At 63.7% G+C, this 23,991-nt stretch carries 21 protein-coding genes; 13 read left to right on the top strand and 8 right to left on the bottom strand.

Features of this window, described 5'->3' with window-relative positions:
- Positions 1 to 22: 22 nt before the first annotated feature.
- The 3 genes from LK03_RS17385 (at position 23) to LK03_RS17375 (ending at position 4,549) form a co-directional block, all read left to right on the top strand.
- Complete coding sequence (locus LK03_RS17385) at positions 23 to 769, top strand: hypothetical protein (RefSeq protein ID WP_038413656.1); 747 nt, start codon at positions 23 to 25, stop codon at positions 767 to 769.
- Positions 770 to 815: 46 nt separating this feature from the next.
- Positions 816 to 2,141, top strand: a complete 1,326-nt coding sequence (locus tag LK03_RS17380) for a transporter (protein ID WP_038413654.1) — start codon at positions 816 to 818, stop codon at positions 2,139 to 2,141.
- Between the two features lie 197 nt (positions 2,142 to 2,338).
- Positions 2,339 to 4,549 (top strand): LTA synthase family protein, encoded by a 2,211-nt coding sequence (locus LK03_RS17375; protein ID WP_038413653.1) that lies wholly within the window; start codon positions 2,339 to 2,341, stop codon positions 4,547 to 4,549.
- 41 nt (positions 4,550 to 4,590) lie between these two features.
- On the opposite strand, the gene LK03_RS17370 is transcribed toward LK03_RS17375, so the two are convergent.
- Positions 4,591 to 5,907, bottom strand: a complete 1,317-nt coding sequence (locus LK03_RS17370; RefSeq protein WP_038413652.1) for an ATP-binding protein — start codon at positions 5,905 to 5,907, stop codon at positions 4,591 to 4,593.
- A gap of 6 nt (positions 5,908 to 5,913) precedes the next feature.
- Positions 5,914 to 6,615 (bottom strand): response regulator transcription factor, encoded by a 702-nt coding sequence (locus tag LK03_RS17365; protein ID WP_038413651.1) that lies wholly within the window; start codon positions 6,613 to 6,615, stop codon positions 5,914 to 5,916.
- Between the two features lie 157 nt (positions 6,616 to 6,772).
- Between LK03_RS17365 and LK03_RS17360 the strand changes: the two genes are divergently transcribed.
- The 3 genes from LK03_RS17360 to mobA all read left to right on the top strand — a co-directional run bounded on the left by LK03_RS17360 (position 6,773) and on the right by mobA (position 11,793).
- Positions 6,773 to 7,948: an efflux RND transporter periplasmic adaptor subunit gene (locus tag LK03_RS17360; RefSeq protein WP_038413650.1), complete on the top strand. Its 1,176-nt coding sequence runs from the start codon at positions 6,773 to 6,775 to the stop codon at positions 7,946 to 7,948.
- An 11-nt stretch (positions 7,949 to 7,959) separates the two neighbouring features.
- Positions 7,960 to 11,085: an efflux RND transporter permease subunit gene (locus tag LK03_RS17355; protein WP_038413649.1), complete on the top strand. Its 3,126-nt coding sequence runs from the start codon at positions 7,960 to 7,962 to the stop codon at positions 11,083 to 11,085.
- 135 nt (positions 11,086 to 11,220) lie between these two features.
- Entirely contained in the window at positions 11,221 to 11,793 is a 573-nt protein-coding gene (gene mobA / locus LK03_RS17350) for a molybdenum cofactor guanylyltransferase MobA (protein WP_038413648.1), read from the top strand.
- A gap of 34 nt (positions 11,794 to 11,827) precedes the next feature.
- Here mobA and LK03_RS17345 read toward each other — a convergent pair whose 3' ends face one another.
- Both LK03_RS17345 and LK03_RS17340 read right to left on the bottom strand, forming a co-directional pair.
- Positions 11,828 to 13,027: an amino acid aminotransferase gene (locus LK03_RS17345; protein ID WP_038413647.1), complete on the bottom strand. Its 1,200-nt coding sequence runs from the start codon at positions 13,025 to 13,027 to the stop codon at positions 11,828 to 11,830.
- Between the two features lie 130 nt (positions 13,028 to 13,157).
- Positions 13,158 to 14,177, bottom strand: coding sequence for an Ldh family oxidoreductase (locus tag LK03_RS17340; RefSeq protein WP_038413646.1), 1,020 nt, complete (start codon positions 14,175 to 14,177; stop codon positions 13,158 to 13,160).
- Between the two features lie 366 nt (positions 14,178 to 14,543).
- On the opposite strand from LK03_RS17340, the gene LK03_RS17335 reads away from it, so the two are divergent.
- The 6 genes from LK03_RS17335 to LK03_RS17310 all read left to right on the top strand — a co-directional run bounded on the left by LK03_RS17335 (position 14,544) and on the right by LK03_RS17310 (position 18,245).
- Positions 14,544 to 15,359, top strand: a complete 816-nt coding sequence (locus tag LK03_RS17335) for a gamma-glutamyl-gamma-aminobutyrate hydrolase family protein (RefSeq protein WP_038413645.1) — start codon at positions 14,544 to 14,546, stop codon at positions 15,357 to 15,359.
- 194 nt (positions 15,360 to 15,553) lie between these two features.
- Positions 15,554 to 15,877, top strand: a complete 324-nt coding sequence (locus tag LK03_RS17330; RefSeq protein ID WP_038413644.1) for a hypothetical protein — start codon at positions 15,554 to 15,556, stop codon at positions 15,875 to 15,877.
- Positions 15,878 to 16,233: 356 nt separating this feature from the next.
- The gene (locus tag LK03_RS17325) at positions 16,234 to 17,070 is read left to right on the top strand and encodes a bifunctional allantoicase/(S)-ureidoglycine aminohydrolase (RefSeq protein WP_038414803.1); all 837 of its coding nucleotides are present in this window, start codon (positions 16,234 to 16,236) and stop codon (positions 17,068 to 17,070) included.
- A gap of 131 nt (positions 17,071 to 17,201) precedes the next feature.
- Positions 17,202 to 17,405, top strand: coding sequence for a hypothetical protein (locus LK03_RS17320; RefSeq protein ID WP_038413642.1), 204 nt, complete (start codon positions 17,202 to 17,204; stop codon positions 17,403 to 17,405).
- Positions 17,406 to 17,522: 117 nt separating this feature from the next.
- Positions 17,523 to 17,771, top strand: a complete 249-nt coding sequence (locus LK03_RS17315; protein ID WP_038413641.1) for a hypothetical protein — start codon at positions 17,523 to 17,525, stop codon at positions 17,769 to 17,771.
- 87 nt (positions 17,772 to 17,858) lie between these two features.
- Positions 17,859 to 18,245 (top strand): VOC family protein, encoded by a 387-nt coding sequence (locus LK03_RS17310; protein ID WP_038413640.1) that lies wholly within the window; start codon positions 17,859 to 17,861, stop codon positions 18,243 to 18,245.
- 9 nt (positions 18,246 to 18,254) lie between these two features.
- On the opposite strand, the gene LK03_RS17305 is transcribed toward LK03_RS17310, so the two are convergent.
- The 3 genes from LK03_RS17305 to ptrR form a co-directional block, all read right to left on the bottom strand.
- The gene (locus LK03_RS17305) at positions 18,255 to 19,127 is read right to left on the bottom strand and encodes a Ku protein (RefSeq protein ID WP_038413639.1); all 873 of its coding nucleotides are present in this window, start codon (positions 19,125 to 19,127) and stop codon (positions 18,255 to 18,257) included.
- A 96-nt stretch (positions 19,128 to 19,223) separates the two neighbouring features.
- Complete coding sequence (locus LK03_RS17300; protein ID WP_028694219.1) at positions 19,224 to 19,400, bottom strand: general stress protein; 177 nt, start codon at positions 19,398 to 19,400, stop codon at positions 19,224 to 19,226.
- Positions 19,401 to 19,560: 160 nt separating this feature from the next.
- Entirely contained in the window at positions 19,561 to 20,433 is an 873-nt protein-coding gene (ptrR, locus tag LK03_RS17295) for a putrescine utilization regulator PtrR (RefSeq protein ID WP_205621248.1), read from the bottom strand.
- Between the two features lie 103 nt (positions 20,434 to 20,536).
- Between ptrR and LK03_RS17290 the strand changes: the two genes are divergently transcribed.
- Complete coding sequence (locus LK03_RS17290; RefSeq protein WP_038413636.1) at positions 20,537 to 21,922, top strand: aldehyde dehydrogenase family protein; 1,386 nt, start codon at positions 20,537 to 20,539, stop codon at positions 21,920 to 21,922.
- A gap of 102 nt (positions 21,923 to 22,024) precedes the next feature.
- Here LK03_RS17290 and LK03_RS17285 read toward each other — a convergent pair whose 3' ends face one another.
- Complete coding sequence (locus LK03_RS17285) at positions 22,025 to 23,938, bottom strand: hypothetical protein (protein WP_038413635.1); 1,914 nt, start codon at positions 23,936 to 23,938, stop codon at positions 22,025 to 22,027.
- Positions 23,939 to 23,991 lie beyond the last annotated feature (53 nt).

Genomic DNA, 23,991 nt, shown 5'->3' with positions numbered 1-23,991 from the left:
CACCAAGCTCCGGGGAGCAACGATGAAGATCTCCACCTGGCTGGTGGCTGCCTGCCTGGCCGCCAGCCTTCCAGCCCATGCCCAGTTGTTCAAACCTCTCGAGATCAAGGACCAGGAACTGGCGCAGTTGCGCGGCAAGTACGTCATGCCGGGGCGCATCATCAGCTTTGGTGTGGTCATGAGCAGCACCTGGCAGAACGCGGCAGGTGACCGCATCGGCGCGACCACCACGCTGCAGGTGCAGCAGAACGTGATCAAGCCGCAGTTCTATGTGTCGATCAGCGGCGAGAACGGCAAGGGCGGCGTACCGGGACAGGGCACGGGCGTGGTGCAAGGCGGCACCGGACTGACGGGCAATGTCCAGGGCGTGACCCAGACGGTGCGCGTGGCCGGTGACAACAACAGTGCCTTCAACGATGTCGCGATCAACGTGCGCGAAGCCAGCCAGGCACCCGACCTGGGTACTCCGCAAGGCCAGGTGCTGACGTCCGGCGCTACCCTCAGTGGCAGCAGCAACGCCGGCACCTTGAGCGTCAGCCACAGCGGCAATGGCATCCAGATGGCGATCCAGGCCGGTAACAATCAGGGCGCCAGCCTGCAGCGTCTGGCTGACGGTGGATTGCTGCAGAGCACGACCTTGCTCGGTGGCAGCAATGCGGTCAGCAACATGACGCAGCTCAATGTGGTGCTGCGCGACAACATGCCGTCTGCCGGGGCGCTGAACTGCAATCTGGACCCGCTCAAGGGCCTTCGTGTTTCAGGATATTGATCTACGCTTCGTCTCAATTCAACGCAGTAGGAAGGGACGGCCAATCATGCACCGATCGTTGTCATTCAAGGCAGTCATCTGCCTGGGGACCTTGGTGCCATCCTCGCTTTTGTACGCTGCCGCCGACCCCCAGGTGGAAGCGCTCAAGGCTGAGCTGATGGCGCTCAAACAACGCTATGAAGCGCAACAGCAAGCCCTGATGGTGCTCGAGCAACGCGTGCGTCAGGTCGAGGATCAACCCACCGCCGCGCCCCCCAAGCGCCTGACCCGCTCGCCCGCTTCACAGCCGCGCAGCGCTACGGCCGTCGCTGCGGCTGGCAATGGCAATGGCAATGGCAATGGCGCAGCGACGGGCAGCACGCCCGGCCAGAGCGCCTCCTATGGCCAGTCGCTGCAGGATGATTCGCAACCGGCGCAGAGCGTTTCGAACCTGTACGATGAAGCCAGCGGCTTCTTCGGCGGTGGGCGTTTCAGCCTGGAAACCGGCGTCACCTATGCCCGCTACGATACCCGTCAGTTGATCCTCAACGGCTTCCTTGCGCTGGATTCGATCTTCCTGGGCAACATCAACCTCGACCGTATCAAGGCCGACAACTGGACCCTGGACGTCACCGGCCGCTACAACCTCGACCAGCGCTGGCAGTTCGACGTCAACGTGCCGGTGGTGTACCGCGAATCGACTTATCAGTCTGGCGGCGTGGGCGGCAATGCCCAGGGCGTCTCGGAACGGAGTGTGACCCGCGATCCGACCTTGGGCGACGTCAACTTCGGCGTGGCCTACAAGTTCCTCGACGAGTCCGAAAACAGCCCCGATGCCGTGGTCAGCCTGCGGGTCAAGGCGCCGACCGGCAAGGATCCATTCGGTATCAAGCTGCTGCGTGATACCGCAAACGACAGCCTGAGCTACCCCGAAGACCTGCCGACCGGCAACGGCGTCTGGTCGATCACGCCGGGTCTCTCGCTGGTCAAGACCTACGACCCGGCGGTGATCTTTGGCAGCGTGGCCTACACCCACACCTTCGCCGATTCGTTCAGCGACGTGAGTTCCACCCTGAACCAGAAGGTGCCGGGCAAGGTCAAGATCGGCGACAGCTTCCAGATCGGTGCAGGGGTTGCCTTCGCGCTCAACGAGAAGATGTCGATGTCGTTCTCGGTATCCGACCTCATCGCCCGGCGCTCGCGTATCAAGTCGGCGGAAACCGGCGATTCCTGGGCCGATGTGAAAAGCAGCGACGCCAACGCCGCGTACTTCAACGTTGGCATGACCCTCGCCGCGGCGGACAACCTGACGATCGTCCCCAACCTCGCCATCGGTTTGACCGACGACGCGCCGGACTTCACCTTCAGCCTGAAGATTCCGTACTACTTCTGATCGCCCCCTCCCTCCTCGACGCCAATGGCCGCCCGGCGGCCATTCGCGGCCGTTGCCGCAGACCGCGCCGCCTCGGAAAGTGCGCGCTGCTCTGTCGGAAGTGACGGGTTCGGTCCTGCGCTCAGCCGCGACACGCCGGCCCTGTTATCATCGCGCACAGTCATGTGACAGTCTGATGGCAATAAGGAAATCTTTTCGTGAGGAAACACACCGACGGGTCCGGGCGATACACCGCCAGGACCGTCTCTCTGTTCGTGCTGGTCCTGGTGATCCCGCTGCTGTGTCGCGCCCTGCTGGGGTGGTCGAACCCGGCCGGTTACCTGTCGGATCTCGCCATCGGCACCCTCCTGGCGCTGCTGCTGCAGCGCCGTGCGTGGTGGCTGGCGTTACCGCTGCTGCTGTTCTGGGCAGGACTGCTGGTGGCATCGGCTGAGCTGGTCAGTGCCGTCGGGCGGCTGCCGGCCAGTGCCGACCTGAACTACCTGATCGATCCGCAGTTCATGGAAAACTCCACAGGCGGCGCATTGGCCCATGGCTGGTTGCCTTGGCTGCTTGGTGTCGGCGTGGTGGCCTGGCTGCTGGCACGCTGGCGCAATCGACGCCAGCCCGAACGGCCGTTGCCAGGCGCCTTGTGGTTGCTGGCGCTGGGTCTGTTCGCCGGCCATTGGGCCGGTCAGCACTTGTGGCCATCGGATGCCGACCAGTGGCGCCAGTACAACCTCTCGCACCAGTTGCTCTCGGCCGCTACGGGCAACGCCCAGCGCCAGGTGCGCCATTGGCTGGGCAACGATGCTCCACCCGCGCCGCTGTCCACCGTCGGCCTGACGCACGCCGACCTCAATGGCAATCGCCTGTTCGACGGGCCAGGCAAGGCGCGCAACCTGTTGCTGATCACCCTGGAAGGTATCCCGGGTGCCTACCTGCGGCCCAACCGTGAGGCGCTGCACAGCCGCTTCGACCAGGACCTGATGCCCAACCTAAGCCGCTGGGCAGCCCGCGGCATGAACACCCCGGACTACGTGCTGCACACCCACCAGACCATCCGCGGCCTGTACGCCATGCTCTGCGGCGACTACGACAAGCTCGCCAACGGTACGCCCAAGGGCGTCGAGCTGCTGACCCAGCAGACCCGCAACCGCGACTGTCTGCCCAACCAGCTGCGTGAGGCCGGTTTCTCGACCCACTACCTGCAAGCGGCCGGCCTGCGCTTCATGGCCAAGGACCGCATCATGCCGCACATCGGCTTCAGCCAAGTGCATGGCGATGAGTGGTTCAGCAACGCCAACTACCTCGACTTCCCCTGGGGCAAGGACGACCGCGCCTTTTTCGAAGGCGCGCTGGACTACGTCGGCACGCTGCGCAAGCAGCGCCAGCCGTGGATGCTCACGCTGCTGACCGTCGGTACCCACCAGCCCTATTCGGCGCCCGAGGCGTACCTGGAGCGTTTCGACACCCCGAAACAGGCGGCCGTCGCCCACCTCGACGACGCCATCGGCCAGTTCCTCGACAGTCTCGAACGCCAGGGCGTACTCAAGGACACCCTGGTGGTCATCACCTCGGACGAATCCCACGGCATCGATGGCGTGCGTCTGGCCTCCTCCTGGGGCTTCAACCTGATCCTCGCCCCGGAGCAGGCGCAACTGCCAACCGTGCATGCCGGTACCTACGGGCATGTCGACCTGACAACCTCATTGCTCGACTACTTCGCCTTGCCGATCCCCGCCTCGCTCAGTGGCCGTTCACTGCTGCGCAGCTACGACAGCGGCCGGGAAATGGTCTCGTTCACCAATGGCATGCTGCGCTACCACGATGGCCTGGGCACCTTCACCGAGTGTGATTTCCAGGAACGCTGCCGGCGCTATGCCAGCACCGGCTTCATCGCCGACCGCGCCAAGTACCTTGGCCCGGGCGACGACGTCAGCGGCGTGCAGATCGCAGGCCTTGCCAATGCACTGGATCAGTCGTTGCTGCAAACCCCTCTGAATCTGCGCTACCAGTTCGGTGGCCCCAATCCCATCGCCCTGCAAGAAAGCATTCGCGACGACTGGGCCGATAACCTGATCGGCGCACAGTACCTGGAAATGCCCGAAGGCACGCGCACACGGGTACGCCTGAAGGTCCGCGCGCTCGACCCTGCGCACACCGCCTATATCCAGCTCAAGGCCAAGGAGTTCGAGCAGGACGTGGCCATTGGCCTGCCGGATGAAATGCAGGTGACCGCCGATCAGCCGCTGGAAATGCAGTTCGATTTCGACAACCCGAACCTGCGCAAGGCGTTCTCCTTCCACCTGCTCGGCTACGGCGGCGGCGAGGTGGAAATCAGCGATTTCAGCGTGATCACCGCCCTGCCTGGCGAAGACAACGGCTTCGACGAGCTGTCGGACGACGCGGTGGCGCATTCAGGCTGAATAAGCCCAGGCGGTGGCTGGCAGGCACGCCCAGCGTGTCGTCAGCCCATCGCCTCATTGCCCGCCCGCGGCAGGCGAATCACGAACTGCGCCCCACCCAACGATGATGGCCCCACGTTCAAGGTGCCGCCCTGCCCCTCGATGGCCCGTCGGCTAATGGCCAGGCCCAAGCCGAAGCCACCGGTGCTGCGGTCACGGCTGCGATCCAGGCGATAAAACGGCTGGAAGATGCGTTCGCGCTCCTCGACGGGGATGCCGATACCGTCGTCCTCCACCGTGAGCTTGCAGCCTCCTTCGGCGTCCAGCTCCACGCGCAGTAGCAGGCGACACTCGCAATAGCGCATGGCATTACGGATCAGGTTCTGTACGGCCCGGGCGGTCAACCGAGGGTCGAGTACAAAGCGCGGCAGATCATCTTCGCTGTGGACTTCCCAACGGATGCCGCGACTGTCGAGCTCTTCGGCAAAACCGCCCAGAACGCTGTCGACCAGCTCCGGTAACGACACCTCGACCCGCTCGCGTTGCTGTTCTGCGTTCTCCAGACGGCTATAGGACAGCAGTTCGAGCACCAGTTCATCCAGTTCACGCACGTGGCCAACCAGCTCCAGCAAACGCTTGCGGCTTGCCGCAGGCACTTCGTCGAACAGCAGCACCAGGCCGAAGTCCAAACGGGTCAATGGCGTGCGCAACTCGTGAGACACCGCATTGAGCAGTTCGCGCTGCTGGTTGAGATGACGCTCCAGATCGCCGGCCATGGTGTCGAAGACCCGCGCCAGCTCGCCGATGTTGGAGTGCGGTGAAATCTGCGTACGTTCGCTGAGCTGTCCAAGGCCCAGACGCCGAGCGGTGTCCTTGAGCCGCTCCAGGTCACGCCAGTGCGGCCATACCCAGAGCAGGATGCAGCCGAGCAATGCCGCGCCGATCAGCACCGTCACGCCCCACGACAATACGTTGATGTCCAGGGGGTCCGGCGGGTTGTACAGGCTCACCAGCCACTCGCGGTCCAGCGGTGCCAGGGCTGTCTGATAGAACCCCCACTCACCCAGGCGGACGACGTTCAGACCCTGCTCCAGACGCGCGCGCTCCTCGCTCGACAGCTGCGCCTGATCCCAACGCAGGCGCTTGACCTCCAGCGGCGCGAAGCGTGAGGCCAGGTCGCGCTCGACCTGCGGCCATTGCTCGCGCGGCGCCAGCTTGAACTGCTCGACCAACAACGATTGCACGCCCTTGGCCATGTCCAGGTTGTAGGCGGTGTAACGGCCCTTGAACACGGTAACGATGGTATCGGGGATGAACAGGATGGCCCCGGCATACGCCAGGATGATCAGCACGTAGAGGCGTACCAGCAGCTTGAGCATCGTCCGTCAAAACTCCCATTCGCTGCGGCTGAACAGATAGCCCTTGCCCCACACGGTCTTGATCTTGCGCGCCTCGCCGGCGCTGTCGTCGAACTTGCGCCGCAGCTTGGAGATCGCCACATCCACCGAGCGGTCGGTACCGTTGAATTCGATGCCGCGCAATTGCTGCAGGATACGGTCGCGGCTGAGCACCTCGCCGGCATTGCGCGCCAGTACCACCAGCAGGTTGTATTCGCCGCTAGACAACTCCACCTGTTCGCCGCGCCAGGTGACTACGCGCTCGGCCAGGTCGATGCACAGGCCGCCGATGTGGATCAGCTCACTGTCCAGGCGCGGTTCGTTGACGCTGCTGCGGCGCAGCAGGGTTCGCACCCGTGCCAGCAGCACTCGAGGCTCGCAGGGCTTGGTCACGTAGTCGTCGGCGCCCATCTCCAGGCCCAGCACCTGGTCATGACTGTCGTCACGGGCGGTGAGCATGAGAATCGGCAGGCTCTGGGTTTCCTGGCGCAGGCGCCGGCACACCTGTAGGCCATCGAGACCCGGCAGCATCAGATCGAGCACCACCAAGTCAGGGCGATGCCGATGCACTTCATCGAGCACCTGGTCACCGCGGCTGATGACCCGCACATGGAAGTCGTTGCGTTGCAGGTAACTGGCGATCAGCTCGGACAACGCGCTGTCGTCTTCGACCAGAAGAATATTCGGCATAGGGGCTTCAAGGATGATGGCAACTTGGGCAGGATAAAGAATCCTACGCAGCATTAGCCGGATTCTTCACACATTTTCACACCTGACCTACAGAGCTTAACAGTCATACCGGGAAGCGTTGCCGTAGCATAGCGACATCATTATTGGGAAGAACCGTATGTACACTTCGTTTCCCTCGCGCCTGCGCCCCATGGCGCTTTTGGCGTTGCTGACCCTCACGCTGTCCGCCTGCGACGATGGCGCCGATCAGGAACAACAGCCGCCCGCGCCGCACGTGCGGGTGGAAACCTTGCAAGAGCAGTCGCTGGCCATCACCACCGAGCTCAGCGGACGTATTCTCGCGCCGCGGGTCGCCGAGGTGCGTGCACGGGTGCCAGGGGTGGTGCTCAAGCGGGTCTACCGTGAAGGCAGCGATGTCAAACAGGGCGATGTGCTGTTTCTGATCGACCCGGCCCCCTTCAAGGCCGACCACGACAGTGCCCGCGCCGCCCTCGCGCGCGCCGAGGCAACCCGCTATCAGACGCGCCTGCAAGACCAGCGCTACCGGCAGTTGGTCGACGACAAGGCCATCAGCCGCCAGGAAGCCGACAACGCCCGGGCTGCCTACCTGCAAGCCGATGCCGCGGTGGCCGAGGCCAAGGCCGCACTGGAACGGGCCAGGTTGAACCTGGGCTATGCCACCGTCACCGCACCGATTTCCGGGCGCATCGGTCGCGCGCTGGTCACTGAGGGTGCGCTGGTGGGCCAGGGTGAAACGACCCCGCTGGCGACCATCCAGCAGCTCGATCCGATCCATGCCGATGTCACCCAGTCGACCCGTGAACTCAACAGCCTGCGCCGTGCCATGCGCGCCGGCAAGTTGCAGCAGGTCGGCGATGAGCAGGCCCAGGCTACCTTGATCCAGGACGACGGCAGCGCCTATCCACTGCCGGGCAAGTTGCTGTTCTCGGACATCAGCGTCGACGCCAGCACCAATCAGATCACCCTGCGCAGCGAGTTCCCCAACCCCGACCTCGACCTGCTGCCCGGCAGCTATGTGCGGGTGCGACTCGAACAGGCCGTGCAGCCCAAAGGCATCAGCGTTCCGCAGCGCGCTATTTTGCGCGACAGTGCCGGCGTGCCCAAGGTGATGGTGGTCGACACCCAGGCCCAGGTCAGTGAGCGCAAGGTCACCTTGGGTACCGCTCAGGGCGATCGCTGGCAGGTACTCGAGGGCCTGAAGGCCGGTGAGCAGGTGGTGGTCGAAGGGCTACAGCACGTCAAACCGGGCGAGCAGGTTCAAATCGATAGCGCCGAGGGCGCTGACGCCCTCGCGCAGAAAAGCGCACAGTGAGGAACTGAACCATGCCGCAGTTCTTCATTGACCGCCCCATCTTCGCCTGGGTCGTCGCCCTGTTCATCCTCCTGGCCGGCGCCTTGGCGATTCCCAAGCTGCCGGTGGCGCAGTACCCCAACGTGGCACCGCCGCAGGTGGAAATCTACGCGGTCTACCCTGGCGCCTCGGCGGCGACCATGGATGAAAGCGTGGTCAGCCTGATCGAGCAGGAGCTCAACGGCGCCGACAACCTGCTGTACTTCGAGTCGCAGAGCAGCCTGGGCAGCGCCACCATCACCGCCACCTTCCAGCCCGGCACCCCGCCGGACCTGGCCCAGGTCGACGTGCAGAACCGCCTGAAGGTGGTCGAGTCGCGCCTGCCGCGCCCGGTCACCCAGCAGGGTTTGCAGGTCGAGAAGGTATCTACCGGTTTCCTGCTGCTCGGCACCCTCACCTCCGAGGACGGGCGCATGGATGAAACCGCGCTGAGCGACATCCTGGCGCGCAACGTGATGAACGAAATCCGTCGTATCAAGGGTGTCGGCAAGGCGCAGTTGTATGGCTCGGAACGCGCCATGCGCATCTGGATCGACCCGCAGAAGCTGATCGGCTTCAACCTCACGCCAACCGACGTGAGCGACGCCATTGCCGCACAGAACGCCCAGGTCGCCCCGGGCAGCATCGGTGACCTGCCCAGCCGGCCGACCCAGGAAATCACCGCCAACGTGGTGGTCAATGGCCAGCTGACCACCCCGGAAGCCTTTGCCGCCGTAGTACTGCGGGCCAACCCCGATGGTTCGACGGTGACCATCGGTGACGTCGCTCGGGTGGAAGTCGGCGCCCAGGAATACCAGTTCGGCACGCGCCTCAATGGCAAGCCATCGACCGCCTTCGCCGTGCAGCTGTCGCCGGGTGCCAACGCCATGGAGACCGCCACGCTGGTGCGCAACAAGATGGAGGAACTGGCCAAGTTCTTCCCCGAAGGCACCCGATACGACATCCCTTACGACACCTCGCCGTTCGTCAAGGTGTCGATCAAGCAGGTAGTCACCACCCTGTTCGAGGCGATGCTGCTGGTGTTCGTGGTGATGTTCGTGTTCCTGCAGAACATCCGCTACACGCTGATTCCGACCTTGGTCGTGCCCGTGGCGCTGATGGGCACCTTCGCCACCATGCTCGCCTTGGGGTTTTCGATCAACGTGCTGACGCTGTTCGGCATGGTGCTGGCCATCGGTATCCTGGTCGACGACGCCATCGTGGTGGTAGAGAACGTCGAGCGCATCATGGCCGAGGAAGGCCTGTCGCCGCGCGACGCCACACGCAAGGCCATGGGCCAGATCAGCGGCGCCATCGTCGGCATCACCCTGGTGCTGGTGGCGGTGTTCCTGCCCATGGCCTTCATGAGCGGTTCGGTGGGGGTGATCTACCAGCAGTTCTCGGTGTCGATGGCGGTGTCGATCCTGTTCTCGGCGTTCCTCGCCCTGAGCCTGACCCCTGCCCTGTGCGCCACCCTGCTCAAACCCCTCGAAAAAGGCGAGCATCACGAAAAACGCGGTTTCTTCGGCTGGTTCAACCGGCGCTTCGCCAGTATGACCGACGGCTACGAACGCTGGGTCGGACATGCCCTGGCGCGCAGCGGTCGCTACCTGCTGGTGTATGCCGTATTGCTCGGCGCGCTGGCTTTTGGCTTCAGCCAGTTGCCCAGTGACTTCCTGCCCACCGAAGACCAAGGCTACACCATCACCGATATCCAGCTGCCGCCGGGCGCCACCCGTGCCCGTACCGAGCAGGTATCGGCGCAGATCGAGGCCAATAACGCCAACGAGCCAGGCATCGACAACACCACGGTGATTCTGGGCTTCAGCTTCTCGGGCAGCGGGCAGAACGCAGCCCTGGCCTTCACCACCCTCAAGGACTGGTCCGAGCGCGGCAGCGACGACAGTGCGCAAAGCATCGCCGATCGCGCCAACATGGCCTTCAGCCAGATCAAGGACGCGGTGGCCTTTGCCGTGCTGCCGCCGCCGGTCGATGGCCTCGGTGAGTCCACCGGCTTCCAGTTCCGCCTGCAAGACCGTGGTGGCCTGGGCCATGCCCAACTGATGGCCGCGCGCGATGAACTGCTCAAACAGGCAGGCAACAGCAAGCTGCTGACCAATGTGCGCGAATCGTCGCTGGCCGAAAGCCCGCAGGTGCAGTTGGACATCGACCGCCGCCAGGCCAACGCCCTGGGCGTTTCGTTCGGCGACATCAGCACGGTGCTCGACACTGCCGTGGGTTCGAGCTATGTCAACGATTTCCCCAACCAGGGGCGCATGCAGCGGGTGGTGGTGCAGGCCGAGGGCGACCAGCGCAGCCAGGTCGAAGACTTGCTGAAGATCCATGTGCGCAACAGCGCGGGCAAGATGGTGCCGCTCAGCGCCTTCGTCAGCGCTCGCTGGGTCAGTGGCCCGGTGCAACTGACCCGCTACAACGGCTATCCGGCGGTGTCTATTTCCGGCGAGCCGGCGGCGGGCCAGAGCTCTGGCCAAGCCATGGCCGAGGTCGAGCGGATCGTGGCGCAGTTGCCGAGCGGTGTCGGCTTGGAATGGACCGGGTTGTCATTGCAGGAACGTCTGTCGGGCAGCCAGGCGCCGATTCTGCTGGCGTTGTCGCTGCTGGTGGTGTTCCTGTGCCTGGCGGCCCTGTACGAAAGCTGGTCGATTCCTACCGCAGTGCTGCTGGTGGTTCCGCTTGGGGTACTCGGTGCGGTGCTGGCAGTGACCCTGCGCGGCATGCCGAATGACGTGTTCTTCAAGGTCGGCCTGATCACCCTGATTGGCCTGTCGGCGAAGAACGCCATTCTCATCATCGAGTTCGCCAAGTCGTTGGTCGATCAAGGCGTACCTGCCCGCGACGCAGCCCTGCAAGCGGCACGCCTGCGCCTGAGGCCGATCGTCATGACCTCGCTGGCGTTCATTCTCGGCGTGGTGCCGCTGGCCATCGCCAGTGGCGCCAGCTCGGCGAGCCAGCAGGCGATTGGCACCGGGGTGATCGGCGGCATGCTCAGCGCGACCCTGGCGGTGGTGTTCGTGCCGGTGTTCTTCGTCGTGGTCATGAAACTCGCGGGGCGCGGCAAAGCCGAGCAGCCTGTACCGGCCGAGCCAGAGCGCGATTGACTGGACAACACGGCGGCGAAGTGGGACGGTTGCCAGCAGTGACGCACGGGGGTGCACATCCTCGTGCGTCGCGGCCTGCGGCGGCCAACCCCGCTGGCCCTCTACGCTGACGGCAACCTGCCAGGAGTCTTTCCCATGCTCGGCAACCCCCCTTGCTCAGTGCTGATCCTCGCCGGTGGGCGCGGCCAGCGCATGGGCGGTCGTGACAAAGGGCTGATCAGCTGGCGCGACGCACCGCTGGTGGCCCATGTGCAGCGTGTCGTGCGACCGTGGAGCGATGACCTGATCATCTCCTGCAACCGTAACGCCGAGCGCTATGCCGATTATGCCGATCAACTGGTCTGCGATGCGCAGACCGGCTTCCCAGGGCCCCTGGCGGGCGTGCTGGCGGGCTTGCGCGTGGCGCGCCACAACTGGCTGGCGGTGCTGGCCTGTGATGCGCCGCGAATCGATGTGGCGTTGCTCGATGGGCTACTGGCCCTGGCCCTGCGCCAGGATGCGCCGGCCATGGTGCGCCAGGGCGAGTACTGGCAACCGATGTTCTGCGTCTTGCCCACGCGCAGCCTGGCCTTGTTGGAAACCGCCTGGAACGAGGGTGAACGCAGCCTGCACAAGGCCCTGCTGCGCGGTCCGGTGGCAGCGCTGGAGTGCACCCAGGGGGATGTTCGCCTGGAGAACTTCAACAGCCCCGAGTTGCTGCAGCGCTAGCCAGGCCGGCGCACGGGGCACCGGCCTGGACTGATCAGCCCTGCTGCACCGCAGCGAAGGCTTCGGCAACCCGGCGCAGGTTGTCGGGACGCAAACCGGCCATGCAGACCCGGCCGCTGTCGATCAGGTACACACCGAACTCGTCACGCAGGCGCCGCACCTGGGCCACGCTGAAGCCGGTGTAGCTGAACATGCCGCGCTGACGCAGGAAGAACTGGAAATCCTGACCCGGCAGCAGTTCGCCGAGCAGGTCCACCAGCCCCTGGCGCATGGCCAGAATGCGCTCACGCATGGCCTCCACTTCACCGACCCACTGCGCGTTCAGCGCCGGATCGCCCAGCACGCCGGCGACCAACTGCGCGCCGTGGCATGGCGGGCTGGAGTAGTTGCGGCGTACGGTAGCCTTGAGCTGGCCGAGCACGTGCTGGGCGCTGCCGGCGTCGTCACAGACCACCGACAGCCCGCCGACACGCTCGCCATACAGCGAGAAGATCTTCGAGAACGAATTGCTCACCAGGCACGGCACGCCGGCACGGGCCATTTCGCGGATGGCGTAGGCATCTTCGACCAGGCCTGCGCCAAAGCCCTGATAAGCGATGTCGAGAAACGCAATCAGCTCGCGCGCCTTGACCACTTCCACCACTTGCTGCCACTGCTGCTCGTCGAGGTCGACACCGGTGGGGTTGTGGCAGCACGGGTGCAGCAACACGATACTGCGGGGCGCCAAGCCCTGCAGCGTGGCGAGCATGCCGGAAAAATCCAGGCCACGGCTGGCCGGGTCGAAGTACGGGTAAGTGTTCACGGTGAAACCGGCGCCCTCGAAGATGGCGCGGTGGTTGTCCCAGGTCGGGTCGCTGACCCACACCTGCGACTGGGGGAAGTAGCGCTTGAGGAAGTCGGCACCGACCTTGAGCGCGCCCGAACCGCCTACCGTCTGCACCGTAGCCACGCGCCCGCCCTGCACCGCCGGGTGCTCGGCGCCGAACAGCAGGGCCTGAATCGCCTGGCGATAGCTGGAAAGCCCTTCCATTGGCAGGTACAGCGACGCTTCATGGGGTTGCCCGGCCAGACGCTGCTCGACCTCGGCCACTGCTGCCAGTTGCGGGACCACGCCAGCCTCGTCGTAATAGAGGCCAATACTCAGGTTGACCTTGTCGGCGCGGAGATCGCCTTTGAAGGTTTCCATCAACGAGAGGATCGGATCGCCCGCATAGGCATCGACATGTTTGAACACAGCGCACAGCTCCTTGGTTCAGGTCAGTTCGGAAAGACTTGCCGAGCATACCTGCACTGCTGGCCGAGGAACATCACTGCAATGCAATGACTGCCTGCGCCCGTGCAGCATGGCGCCGCCCACGCCCGGCTCATAGCGCACGTAACTGGGTCAGCTCCGCCTGGGTCAGCGCCACACCCTGGCGCTGAGCGATGGCCCGCTCCTGGAAGCGGCGCTGACCCGGCAGCCGTGTCAGGCCTGCTGCGTGCATCTGCTCGACCAGGCGCTGACTGCGCAAGGCGAAGCCCTCGCCACTGGCCTTGCTGGGGTCGATGACGATCAACAGCTGGCCGGTCCATGGCGTTTTCGCACCGGGGTGGCGCGACCAGTCGAACTCCCACGAGAAGTGCCCGCCGGTAAGGCCGGCAGCCAGCAGTTCGACCATCATCGACAGCGCCGAGCCTTTGTGCCCGCCAAACGGCAGCAAGGCGCCGCCGTCGAGCACTGCCCGCGGATCACAGGTGGGCTGGCCGGCTGCATCGACCCCCGTCCCAGGCGGCAGTTGCTCACCGGCGCGGGCGGCGATCTGCACGTCGCCGTGGGCCATGGCGCTGGTGGCCATGTCGAAGACGATCGGCGCCGCGCCATGGCATGGCGCGGCGAAAGCGATCGGGTTGGTGCCGAACAACGGCTTGTGCGCACCGTGCGGCACCACGCAGGTCATGCTGTTGACCACGCTGAGGGCGATCAGCCCGGCTTCGGCGAACGGCTCGACATCCGGCCATAGCGCTGCGAAATGGTGCGAGTTGTGAATGGCCAGCACGGCAATCCCGGCCGCGCGGGCCTTGTCTTCGAGCCGTTCGCGCGCCGCAGCCAGGGCCGGCTGGGCGAACCCGCCACGGGCATCGACGCTGATGAAGCCTGCGGCCACCTCGCTGACCTGCGGTTGCGCCTGGCCATCGACCCAGCCGCTGGCCAAGGTCGAGACGTAGCCAGGCATGCGAAATACCCCGTGACTGTGCGCGCCATCGCGCTGCGCACTGGCGCAGTTGTGCGCCAGCACCGACGCCACTTCGGGCGAGCAGCCGTGGCGCTGGAAGATCGCTTGCAGCAGGCGCTGGAGGTCATCGAAGGGCATGCGCGTGATCGAAGCGGTGTCGCTGCTGGACATCTGCGGCTCCTGGGCTGGCAGTGATCGAGTCTTCGAGCATGGCTGCGCATACGGCGCTGCGCAACCGCAGCGCATTGCAGCACACCTACGGGCCGGCTTCATTGCGCCGCTGCAATGAACCGACTGCGGCGCTCTACAACGCCCGCCGCCACAGCGGGCCAAGCCCCGCCAGCACTGGGCTGCAGCGCTTTGAGCGGGGGTCCCAAGCGGACCTGGGCGCGTTTGACATATCGAACGGCTCTGGCAAGCTGTGGACAGCCCGGAACGACGTACTGCGGATGCGGACGTCGGGGTGTCAGGTGTCACACGCGGCTCGCCCCAGGCACCTGCAAGACAACGACAGGCCGGCCTGTCCCAAGGTGACTTATGTCCAACAGCAACAGTGGCAATACCCCCTCTTCCTCGCGCAAACCCGTGGTCCTCATGACCATGGGCAGCCAAGCGCGCAAAGGCCATGACTATCAGGTCATGACCCATAAATACATCACCCCGCTGGTCGAGTTCGGCGGCTGCGTACCGGTACTGGTGCCCACCTGCTGCGGCACCGACGAGCTGGAAACCTACCTGGACATGGCGGACGGTATCTACCTGACCGGCGCCGGCAGCAACATCGATCCAGGTTTGTACGGCCAGGAAAACCAGACCCCTGGCAAGGCGCAGGACAAATCCCGCGATCTATTCGACATTGCCTTGGTGCAACTGGCCTTGGCCCGTGGTTTGCCGATTTTCGGCATCTGCCGCGGCATGCAGGAAATCAACGTGGCGCTGGGGGGTGACATCTACCAGAAGGTCTACGCCGAACCTGGCTTCAACGACCACCGTGAGAACCCTGACGACCCGGTCGAGGTGCAGTACGCCCAGGTGCATGGCGTCGACATCGTTCCGGGTAGCTGGCTCGAGCGCGTGCTCGGCACCGAGCGGATCCGTGTCAACTCGCTGCACGGTCAGGGCCTGCGTACCTTGGGCCAGGGCCTGGAAGCGCTGGCTGTGGCCGACGACGGCCTCGTGGAGGCGATCCATGGTCCGTCCATTTCCCCTTTCCTGTTCGCAGTGCAATGGCACCCTGAATGGCAGGCCGCCAGCAACCCCGACTCCATCGCACTGTTCAAGGCATTTGGCGACGCTTGCCGCGTCCGGCTGAACGCACCGCGCGGCAGCGCGTTGCAGGCCACTTCAGCTTAATGACGCAGGTGCGCAAGGTGGCTATCGGTCATCTGGCGATGAAATCCTGAGCTTGGCGGCCATTCACGCCGCCGAGCCGGTCGCGCCTGCAAACCCTGGGGTAACGCGCCACCTCCCGTGACACCATTTTGCTGGCCCCGACCCTCGCAGTGCGAAGGCAAACTTGCCGCTCTTCAAGCGCTTAGGACAGCAACATGCGGCTTTTTCTACTTCCTCTCGCCCTCCTCACCGCCATCAGCCTGGACGCTCAAGCTCGCCCCATGAGCAAGCACGAGCAAGACCTGTGCAGTTGGGGGGCGCAGGTGGCTGGCCAGGCACAACAAGCCAAGCTCGCCGGGGTGACGCTCTATACCGAACGCAAGCGCCTGCAAAACCGCAAGTTCGCCAAGTCGTGGATGCGCATGACCGCGTTCGGTATCACCGAGCAGACCTACAACAGCCAGTCGCGCCTATCACCCGCCGAGATCAAGAAGACGTATTTCCAGCAATGCGTCTGGCATGCAAAGAATAGAACCTGATCAGTATCAATTAGTTAAAGCTCATTTCTGATGTTGGTTAGTTAATGTGATTTCTCGCTAATTTGCTCTGACCTCAACCGCGTTTGTCCACCCCGCCCTGGCGCGTCTCGAGTCTGGGGTTGGATGTGCAGATCACATGGATCCGGCCCGGCCTTTGACCTCTTTGCAGTCTTGGCAGGTGCTCGATCGGCAGAATCACGCTACATATCTTCGTATTCGATAATCAGATACATGGCATTCCGACATTTAATTTGTGCATGTGAACTCCAGCCCCCTATGCTGCACAGGCTTCCCTGCCCCACGCCGGCCGGCGCGGTTCAGTGCATGGGAAAAGAACAACAAGGTCGAGAATGTCCATGTCCAAGCACTCCTACTTCGCCCCCCACGGTGGGCACCCTGCTCAGACCGAGCTGCTGACTGACCGTGCCATGTTCACCGAGGCGTACGCGGTGATTCCCAAAGGCGTGATGCGCGACATCGTCACCAGCCACCTGCCGTTCTGGGACAAGATGCGTATGTGGGTCATCGCCCGCCCGCTGACAGGCTTCGCCGAAACCTTCTCGCAGTACATCGTCGAGGTAGCCCCAGAAGGCGGCAGCGAGCGCCCTGAGCTGGACGTCAACGCCGAAGCGGTGCTGTTCGTCGTCGAAGGTCAGATCGACATCACCCTGGAAGGCAGCGCCCATACGTTGGGCCCTGGCGGCTATGCGTTCATTGCGCCAGGTGCCGAATGGAGCCTGCGCAACCGCAGCGACAGCAACGTCACCTTCCACTGGCTGCGCAAGCACTATCAGCGGGTCGAAGGCCTCGATCTACCGACCTCGTTCGTCACCCACCGTGACAACGCCCAGGTCATCGAGATGCCCGGCACCGAGGGCTGCTGGGTCACCACACGCTTCGTCGACATGGCCGACATGCGCCATGACATGCACGTCAATATCGTCACGTTCAAACCCGGTGGCGTCATTCCGTTCGCCGAAACTCACGTCATGGAGCACGGCCTCTACGTGCTGGAAGGCAAGGCGGTGTATCGGCTCAACCAGGACTGGGTGGAGGTCGAAGCCGGTGACTTCATGTGGCTGCGTGCCTTCTGCCCGCAAGCCTGCTATTCCGGTGGGCCAGGCAATTTCAGCTACCTGCTGTACAAGGACGTCAATCGCCATGTGCACTTGACCCTTAATCCTCAGCGCTAACCCGCCTCACACCGGCCAGGCCGTGCGCCTGGCAGGTGCCTTGACGCCTGACATTTCTATCAGTTGTCCGCCCCGCAACCCCGCGCAACACTTCAAGCCTTGCATCTATCCCGCAATCGGAGCCCAAGGCCATGCCATCATCCCCTACAACGCGCTTTTTCTATCAAGGCGACAAGCTCGTCACCCTCGCTCAGCCCGGTGACAACCGGACCATCTTTCGCGGCAATGAGCTGCCGCTTGCTGAGCAATCGCCGGACAACGCAGAACCTGCGCAGCTGCTGGGGATCGATATCCAGCAGTCGGTGCTGATCAGCACTGGCAAGGACGATGACTGAACCGCCACTTGCACGCGCTTGAACACGTGCGCCTCCTGCCTGTCGAAACATTACTGTAGGCTGGCCGCTGAGCTGCCCCACGCGGCTCAGCATCCACGACATCGACGGAGCACACGCGTGAACCAAGACATTCTCAAAGCCCACCGCTTTTCCTCGTGGAACCGTGAACAACTTGAGGCCAGCAGCGACTGCGCCTGTTTCTACTGCCTTGAACACTACCCGCCCAGCGAAATCACCGACTGGACGGATGGCGGGCAGACTGCGGTATGCCCGAACTGTCAGGTCGACGCGGTACTGGGCAGCGCCAGTGGCGTGGACCTGGGCAGTGAATTTCTCAAGCGCATGCACGCTTACTGGTTCGACTGAATGCGCAAATCGCTATCGCAATGGTGGGCAAAGGCGGTATTTGCGCTTTACTGACCGTTAAGATCGCAAGCCAATGTGGATGAGCTTATGAAGATCGTGACCATCAGCCTCTTCGTTAACGACCAGGCCAAGGCCCATACTTTTTATCACCATGTACTCGGTTTCGAGCCAAGCATCGATGAGCCTCACGGCCACTATCGACGATTGACGCTCAGTTCACCCAGTGATGCACACGGTATCCAACTGCTGCTTGAGCCAACTACCCACCCTGCTATCCTTGCTTACCAGGCAGCACTGCGTGCTGATGGCATGCCTGTCGCGGCATTTGGGGTGAAGGATGTCAAAGCGGAATACCTGCGCCTGTGCGCGAGCGGCGTGCAGTTCATTTCATCGCCCAGTGAGAGTGACGCCGTCTCCACTGCGATATTCGATGATACCTGCGGTAATTTAATCGAACTGATCCAGCAGCGTTAAGCAGTGCAGTCAGGAGGCCTTGTGCGTTCGTTTGCCGGATTTCTTGACCACTGCACGCGCCGGCGTTTTCTTGGCGGGCAGTTTCTTCGCAGCAGTGTTGCCGGCCAGGCTGCGTTTGAGCATTTCTGTCAGATCAAGAATATGGGCACCTTTACCGGTGCTCGACTTGGCCTTCTTCACCGCGCTCAACTTGCCCTTACGGGCTTTTTCTTCGACCAGTTGCATGATCGTGTCGCGGAATGCGTCGTGATAGTCATCCGGGCTCCAGGGCCCGCTCATGTCCTCGACCAGACGCTTGGCCATGGCCAGCTCCTGCTTTTGCAGCTTGGGCGCGGCGACGCTTGCGTCCAACTCCAGGGTATCGAAGCTGCGTACCTCATCCGGCCAGCGTAAGGTGATCAGCACCAGCGCGTCGCCCAATGGGCGCAGCAGCGCCAAGTGTTGGCGGGTGTGCAGCACCAGGGTGGCGAGCGCCACCTTGCCGGTGTCTTGCAGCGTTTCGCGCAGTAGCGCATAGACTTTGCCGCCGCGTTTGTCTGGGCTCAGGTAGTACGGGGTGTCGAAGTGCTGCAACGGAATATCCGTCGCCTTGACGAAAGAAAAAATGTCGATGGTTTGCGTGGCTTTGGGCCGAGCCTTGCGGATTTCGGCTTCGCTGATCACGACGTAGCGGCCCTTTTCGTATTCCACGCCCTTGACCACGTCGTCCTTGTCGATGTCTTTTCCGGTGACCTTATTGACGCGCTTGTAGCCAACGCGGTCCATGCTGCGTTTGTCCAGCCAGTCGAAATCGATGCGCTCATCCTTGACCGCCGTGTGCAAGCTGACGGGAACATGGACCAGACCGAAGCTGATGGCACCCTTCCAGATTGCGCGCGGCATGGAAACGAGTCCTTGGAGTGTGAGGGTGATGATCGCGAGAGGGAGTTGTGCTGTGAATCGCAGTGCCAGCCGGGCCGGCACTGCGTCATTCAGTGGTCAGGAACGGCCACCTTTGCTGCCTGCCCCACCTTTGCTGGTACCGCCTGAGGATTGGCCACCTTTGCGCCCGGCTTCGGAAGCTTTTTCGCGGTCATTGGCGAAATTGCCGGGGTTTTTCGTCCCACCGTGGCTGCCGGACTTGGTGTCACCCATCTTGCTGTCTTTCTTGTCCATGATCTTTCACCTTGCGTGGCTAAAGAAAATGCACGACAACATGCCGTACGTAGCTGTGAGTGCGAAGGAAGCGGCAGATTCGGTTCGTCGAGCGATCTCCTGACCGGTGGCGCTAAATGCAGCGAACCGCTTTGTTGCTGCACCAAATTTCAAATTCCGCTCAGTCTTCTTTGCCCTGCCGCTCCTCAAGCAGCTGGATGAACATGCTCAGGCTGCGCGACACCGTACCCCGCCGCCACACCAGCCAGGTCTTGAGGTAGCGGAAATCCTCGGACATCGGCCAGGCGCTGACCATGCTGCAGCCGGGCATGTTGTCAAGCATGCTGCGCGGCAGCATCGCCAGCCCAGCCCCTGCGCTCACGCAGGCGAGCATGCCGTGGTACGACTCCATTTCGTGAATCTTGCCGGGCACCGCGTCGTCGCGCACGAACCAGCTTTCGAAGTGGTGACGATACGAGCAGTTGGCCCGAAAGGCGTAGATGTTCTCGCCATTGACATCCTGGGCGCGGGTGATCGGCGCGTGGTTGAGCGGTGCGATGATCACCATCTGTTCCTCGAACACCGGCATGCCTTCCAGCGTGGGATGCAGCAGCGGGCCATCGACGAACGCCGCCACCAGCCGCCCGCCCAGCACGCCTTCGAGCATGGTCCCCGAGGGACCGGTAGTGAGGTCCAGATCGACCTTGGGGTAGCGCTGGTTGTAGGCCGCCAGCAACGCCGGAATGCGCACCGCGGCGGTGCTTTCCAGTGAACCCAGAGAGAACGTGCCCTGCGGGTCTTCGCCTGCGACCGTCAACCGCGCCTCATGTACCAGATCGAGAATGCGCCGGGTGTACTCAAGGAAATTCCAGCCGGCCGGCGACAGGCGCAGGCGACTTTTTTCGCGAATGAACAGATCGACGCCGAGATCGTCCTCCAACTGCTTGATGCGCGTGGTGAGGTTCGAGGGCACGCGGTGAATCTGCTGCGCAGCGGCGCTGATACTGCCGTGCTCGGCCACGGCCTTGAAGATTTCCAGTTGCACCAGGTCCACAGCCATTCTCCAAACGTGAATGTTGCGCTCATTATTATTCAGTTTTCAAAAATAAGCATGACCACTAATCTGGCCCCACTCACTGATAACAACGAGGTCCGCCATGAGCCAGATCAGCAGCCAGACCCACGCCATCTCCACCGACCCGTACAGCGGCGAGCAGATCGGCCATTACCTGTTCGACACCGACGCCGCACAGGAAGCGGCGCTGCAGCGCGCCAAGGCTGGCTATGAACAATGGCGTCGCCTGCCAGTTGCGCAGCGCAGCGAACACCTGCTGGCCCTGGCCGACGCCCTGCACGACGACGCAGAAACCTTCGCGCAGATGATCAGCCGTGAAATCGGCAAGCCGATCAGCCAGGCCCGTGGCGAAGTCAGCAAGTGCGTGGGCCTGTGCCGTTGGTACGCCGAGCACGGCCCGGCGATGCTCGCCCCGGAGCCGACACAGATTGCCACGGCGCGCATCGAGTACCGTCCGCTCGGCTCGATTCTGGCGGTGATGCCGTGGAACTTCCCGCTGTGGCAAGTGCTGCGCGGCGCGGTGCCGGCGCTGCTGGCAGGCAACACCTACGTGCTCAAGCATGCACCGAACGTCATGGGCACCGCCTACCTGATGCGTGAGCTGTTTACCCGTGCCGGCTTGCCGCACGGCGTGTTCGAAGTGCTCAACGTCAGCCCCGAAGGCGTTACCCGCGCCATCAACGACCCGCGCATCGCAGCAGTGACCCTGACCGGCAGCGTGCGCGCCGGCATGGCCATCGGTGCTCAGGCCGGTGCGGCGCTGAAAAAGTGCGTGCTCGAGCTGGGCGGCTCCGACCCGTTCATCGTGCTGGCTGACGCCGACCTCGACGCGGCGGTCAAGGCCGCCGTGATCGGTCGCTACCAGAACACTGGGCAAGTCTGCGCCGCAGCCAAGCGCATGATCGTCGAGGAATCGGTGCTCGAGGCCTTCACCGCCAAGTTCGTCGAAGCCACCCGCGCCCTGGTGGTGGGCAATCCGCAGTCGGACGACACCTATATTGGCCCCATGGCCCGTTACGACCTGCGCGATGAACTCGACGGCCAGGTCCAGGCCAGCATCGCCGAAGGCGCCAAGGTACTGCTGGGCGGGCACAAGCTCGAGGGCGTCGGCAACTTCTACGCACCGACTGTGCTGGGCGAGGTGACGCCGCAGATGACCGCCTTCCGCCAGGAGCTGTTCGGCCCGGTGGCCGCGATCATCGGCGCCCGCGATGCCGAGCATGCCGTGGAACTGGCCAACGACAGCGACTTCGGCCTGACCGCGACCCTCTACACCGCCGACCTGGAGCTGGCCGAGCGCATGACCACGGCCCTGGACACCGGCGGCGTGTTCATCAATGGCTACAGCGCCTCGGACCCCCGCGTGGCCTTTGGCGGCGTGAAGAAAAGTGGTTTCGGCCGCGAACTGTCGCACTTCGGTGTACGCGAGTTCACCAACGCCCAGACCGTGTGGCTGGACCGTAACTGATCCAGCACGGCGCCCGCTCCTGCAAAGATCCCTGCAGGAGCGGACGGTCCGCCGCTGCGGTTTAGCCGCGAACCATCCGTCGGAAGACGCCGACCAGGCCCCCTACTCCCGCCCCTGATCCTTGACCCAATCAAGCATCCCGCCCGGCACGATCAATTCGTGCCGGGCGCGTGAGCAGGCCGTGTACAGCCCAGCCAAAGTCCGCGCACGGGCAGTGCGTCCGCCCGAGGTGGTGGGTGCGGCCATCAGCTCCGGCGAAACCATCACCCGCGCAAACTCACGGTTCTTCACATCCTGCACCCGTGCCAGGAACAGCGTCGGCGCCTGGGTGAAGCGGTAGCGGCTCTTGGCTTTGGCGAAATGCTCGGCGGTGTAGCCCTTGCGCAGCAGGTTGGCCACGGCGACGAAAGCGCGGTCATCGCCCTTGTCCTGTTCCAGCGCCTGCCAGCTGGCGTAGCGGAACAGCATGTGGTGACGCGGCCGTGTGCCGTAGCGGTACAGCTCGATGCAGTCCTCGACGAACAGCTCGAAGTCCTTGCGCGCACCCTTGAGCAGCACGAATGGAACGTTCTGGTGGGTCAGGCGCTGGAACCAGCCGAACAACCCCCACTCATCATCCACCAGCAGCACGGTGGGCTGGGTCGGCACCGTCACGGCGTCGTAGAAGCTGACCCGCGTGTAGTGCTCGGCAGTCCCGCTGAATGCTGCTTGAATGGCTGCTGGATGGGCCTGGATCAGCGGATTGAGTACGCCATCCATGGCCGCGCCGGCGCGCAACGAGCGGCCAATGGTGCGTTGGCGGATGAAACCGCCATGACGCGGGCTCAAGCCGTTGAGGTTCTGCAACTCGTCGCCCAGAGCGATGATCGCCTGCGGGCTGCGGTCCAGCACCGCCAGCATCGGCGCCGACAGCTCGTGGGCCTCGTCGACGATGGCATGGCTGAAGCGGCTGTCGATCACCTCATCGAGCAGCGACAGCAGCTTGATGCGGTGGTAGTCGCGCACCGGCAACTGGATTTCCCGCGCCGAGGGCCGAATCAGTTCCTGCCAGTAGCGCTGGGCCATTTCCAGCAGCACCTGCTGATCCAGCGGGGTGAAGCCAGGGCCGGCCCAGGGCAAATGCTTGAGCTGCAGCGTGACGTGGCTGTCGTGGCAAAAGCTGCGCACGGCAGCAGCGCACAGCGAGACCACCTCCTGGGCGCGCAGCGGGCCGATATCGGTGATGCCCAGCCACTGCACCACCTGGCTGTCCTGCGGGCGCCAGGTCAGCTTGGTGCGGTAGCGCTCTTGAATGCGCCAGCCATTGCGGGTCTGGTCACGGTTGAGGATCAGATCGGCCAGCTGGCCGAAGGTCAGCGCGGTGAACGCCTCGGCATCCTTGACCCGCGCGCACAACGCTCGCAGCTGGCCGTCGGTGCGTGCCAGCAGCAAGGTGCGCTGGGGGTCGAGCAGGCGGGCGAACTGGTGGATGAGAAACGTCTTGCCGGTGCCGGCAAAGCCCTGCACCGCCACCGATTCCTCGACGCCGCCGAGAAACTCGCGCAGCAAGCGCTGCTGCGGATCACTGAGCATCAGCTCGCTGGCAAGGCTAGGCAGATCGGCCGGGTGAAGCGGTGTCAGCTTCTGCCGGTAAGCGATTGAAAAGGCGAAGTTCCAGCCCCCTTCAGCAGTACGCAGATTGGTTTCGTCGATGGCCACTTCGGCATCGAGCAGGCCAATGCCATGCTCGCCGAGCAGGCCCAGACCGCTGGCGAACGCTTGCGCATCGAAGCGCTGGCGCACTTGGGCAAGAAACTGCCCCGGGGCGCTGCTTTCGATCTCATCGGCGATCTGCACCACTTCGGCAAAGCGCCGCTCCAGTGCCTCGGTGCCAAGCGCTCCAGGCGCCTGGCGTGGCAAATTGAGAATGAACAGCAGCGCCGCCGCTTGCAGGACGTTGGCCTGCTCCAGCAGTGAGTGCTCGGCAGTGCCAGCCAACTGATCGGCAAGGTGGCTGGTTAGGGGCAGGTAAAACATCGACACCTCGGTAGGCAATGCCCGGCACGATACCAACAATCGCCTGTCGCTGC

Origin of the sequence: Pseudomonas cremoricolorata (genome assembly GCF_000759535.1) — a bacterium.
In the GTDB taxonomy this organism is placed as follows: Bacteria; Pseudomonadota; Gammaproteobacteria; order Pseudomonadales; family Pseudomonadaceae; genus Aquipseudomonas; species Aquipseudomonas cremoricolorata_A.
Note: the sequence above shows the minus strand (reverse complement) of the source record. Positions and strands in the feature narration are given on the sequence as shown.

Coding starts and splice junctions, on each gene's coding strand:
- LK03_RS17325 (WP_038414803.1), top strand. CDS start 16,234: ATGTCCAAGCACTCCTACTTCGCCCCCCACGGTGGGCACCCTGCTCAG.
- LK03_RS17305 (WP_038413639.1), bottom strand. CDS start 19,127: ATGCCGCGCGCAATCTGGAAGGGTGCCATCAGCTTCGGTCTGGTCCAT.
- LK03_RS17335 (WP_038413645.1), top strand. CDS start 14,544: ATGTCCAACAGCAACAGTGGCAATACCCCCTCTTCCTCGCGCAAACCC.
- LK03_RS17310 (WP_038413640.1), top strand. CDS start 17,859: ATGAAGATCGTGACCATCAGCCTCTTCGTTAACGACCAGGCCAAGGCC.
- LK03_RS17355 (WP_038413649.1), top strand. CDS start 7,960: ATGCCGCAGTTCTTCATTGACCGCCCCATCTTCGCCTGGGTCGTCGCC.
- LK03_RS17290 (WP_038413636.1), top strand. CDS start 20,537: ATGAGCCAGATCAGCAGCCAGACCCACGCCATCTCCACCGACCCGTAC.
- LK03_RS17300 (WP_028694219.1), bottom strand. CDS start 19,400: ATGGACAAGAAAGACAGCAAGATGGGTGACACCAAGTCCGGCAGCCAC.
- LK03_RS17380 (WP_038413654.1), top strand. CDS start 816: ATGCACCGATCGTTGTCATTCAAGGCAGTCATCTGCCTGGGGACCTTG.
- LK03_RS17285 (WP_038413635.1), bottom strand. CDS start 23,938: ATGTTTTACCTGCCCCTAACCAGCCACCTTGCCGATCAGTTGGCTGGC.
- mobA (WP_038413648.1), top strand. CDS start 11,221: ATGCTCGGCAACCCCCCTTGCTCAGTGCTGATCCTCGCCGGTGGGCGC.
- LK03_RS17385 (WP_038413656.1), top strand. CDS start 23: ATGAAGATCTCCACCTGGCTGGTGGCTGCCTGCCTGGCCGCCAGCCTT.
- LK03_RS17320 (WP_038413642.1), top strand. CDS start 17,202: ATGCCATCATCCCCTACAACGCGCTTTTTCTATCAAGGCGACAAGCTC.
- LK03_RS17365 (WP_038413651.1), bottom strand. CDS start 6,615: ATGCCGAATATTCTTCTGGTCGAAGACGACAGCGCGTTGTCCGAGCTG.
- LK03_RS17340 (WP_038413646.1), bottom strand. CDS start 14,177: ATGTCCAGCAGCGACACCGCTTCGATCACGCGCATGCCCTTCGATGAC.
- LK03_RS17370 (WP_038413652.1), bottom strand. CDS start 5,907: ATGCTCAAGCTGCTGGTACGCCTCTACGTGCTGATCATCCTGGCGTAT.
- LK03_RS17330 (WP_038413644.1), top strand. CDS start 15,554: ATGCGGCTTTTTCTACTTCCTCTCGCCCTCCTCACCGCCATCAGCCTG.
- LK03_RS17360 (WP_038413650.1), top strand. CDS start 6,773: ATGTACACTTCGTTTCCCTCGCGCCTGCGCCCCATGGCGCTTTTGGCG.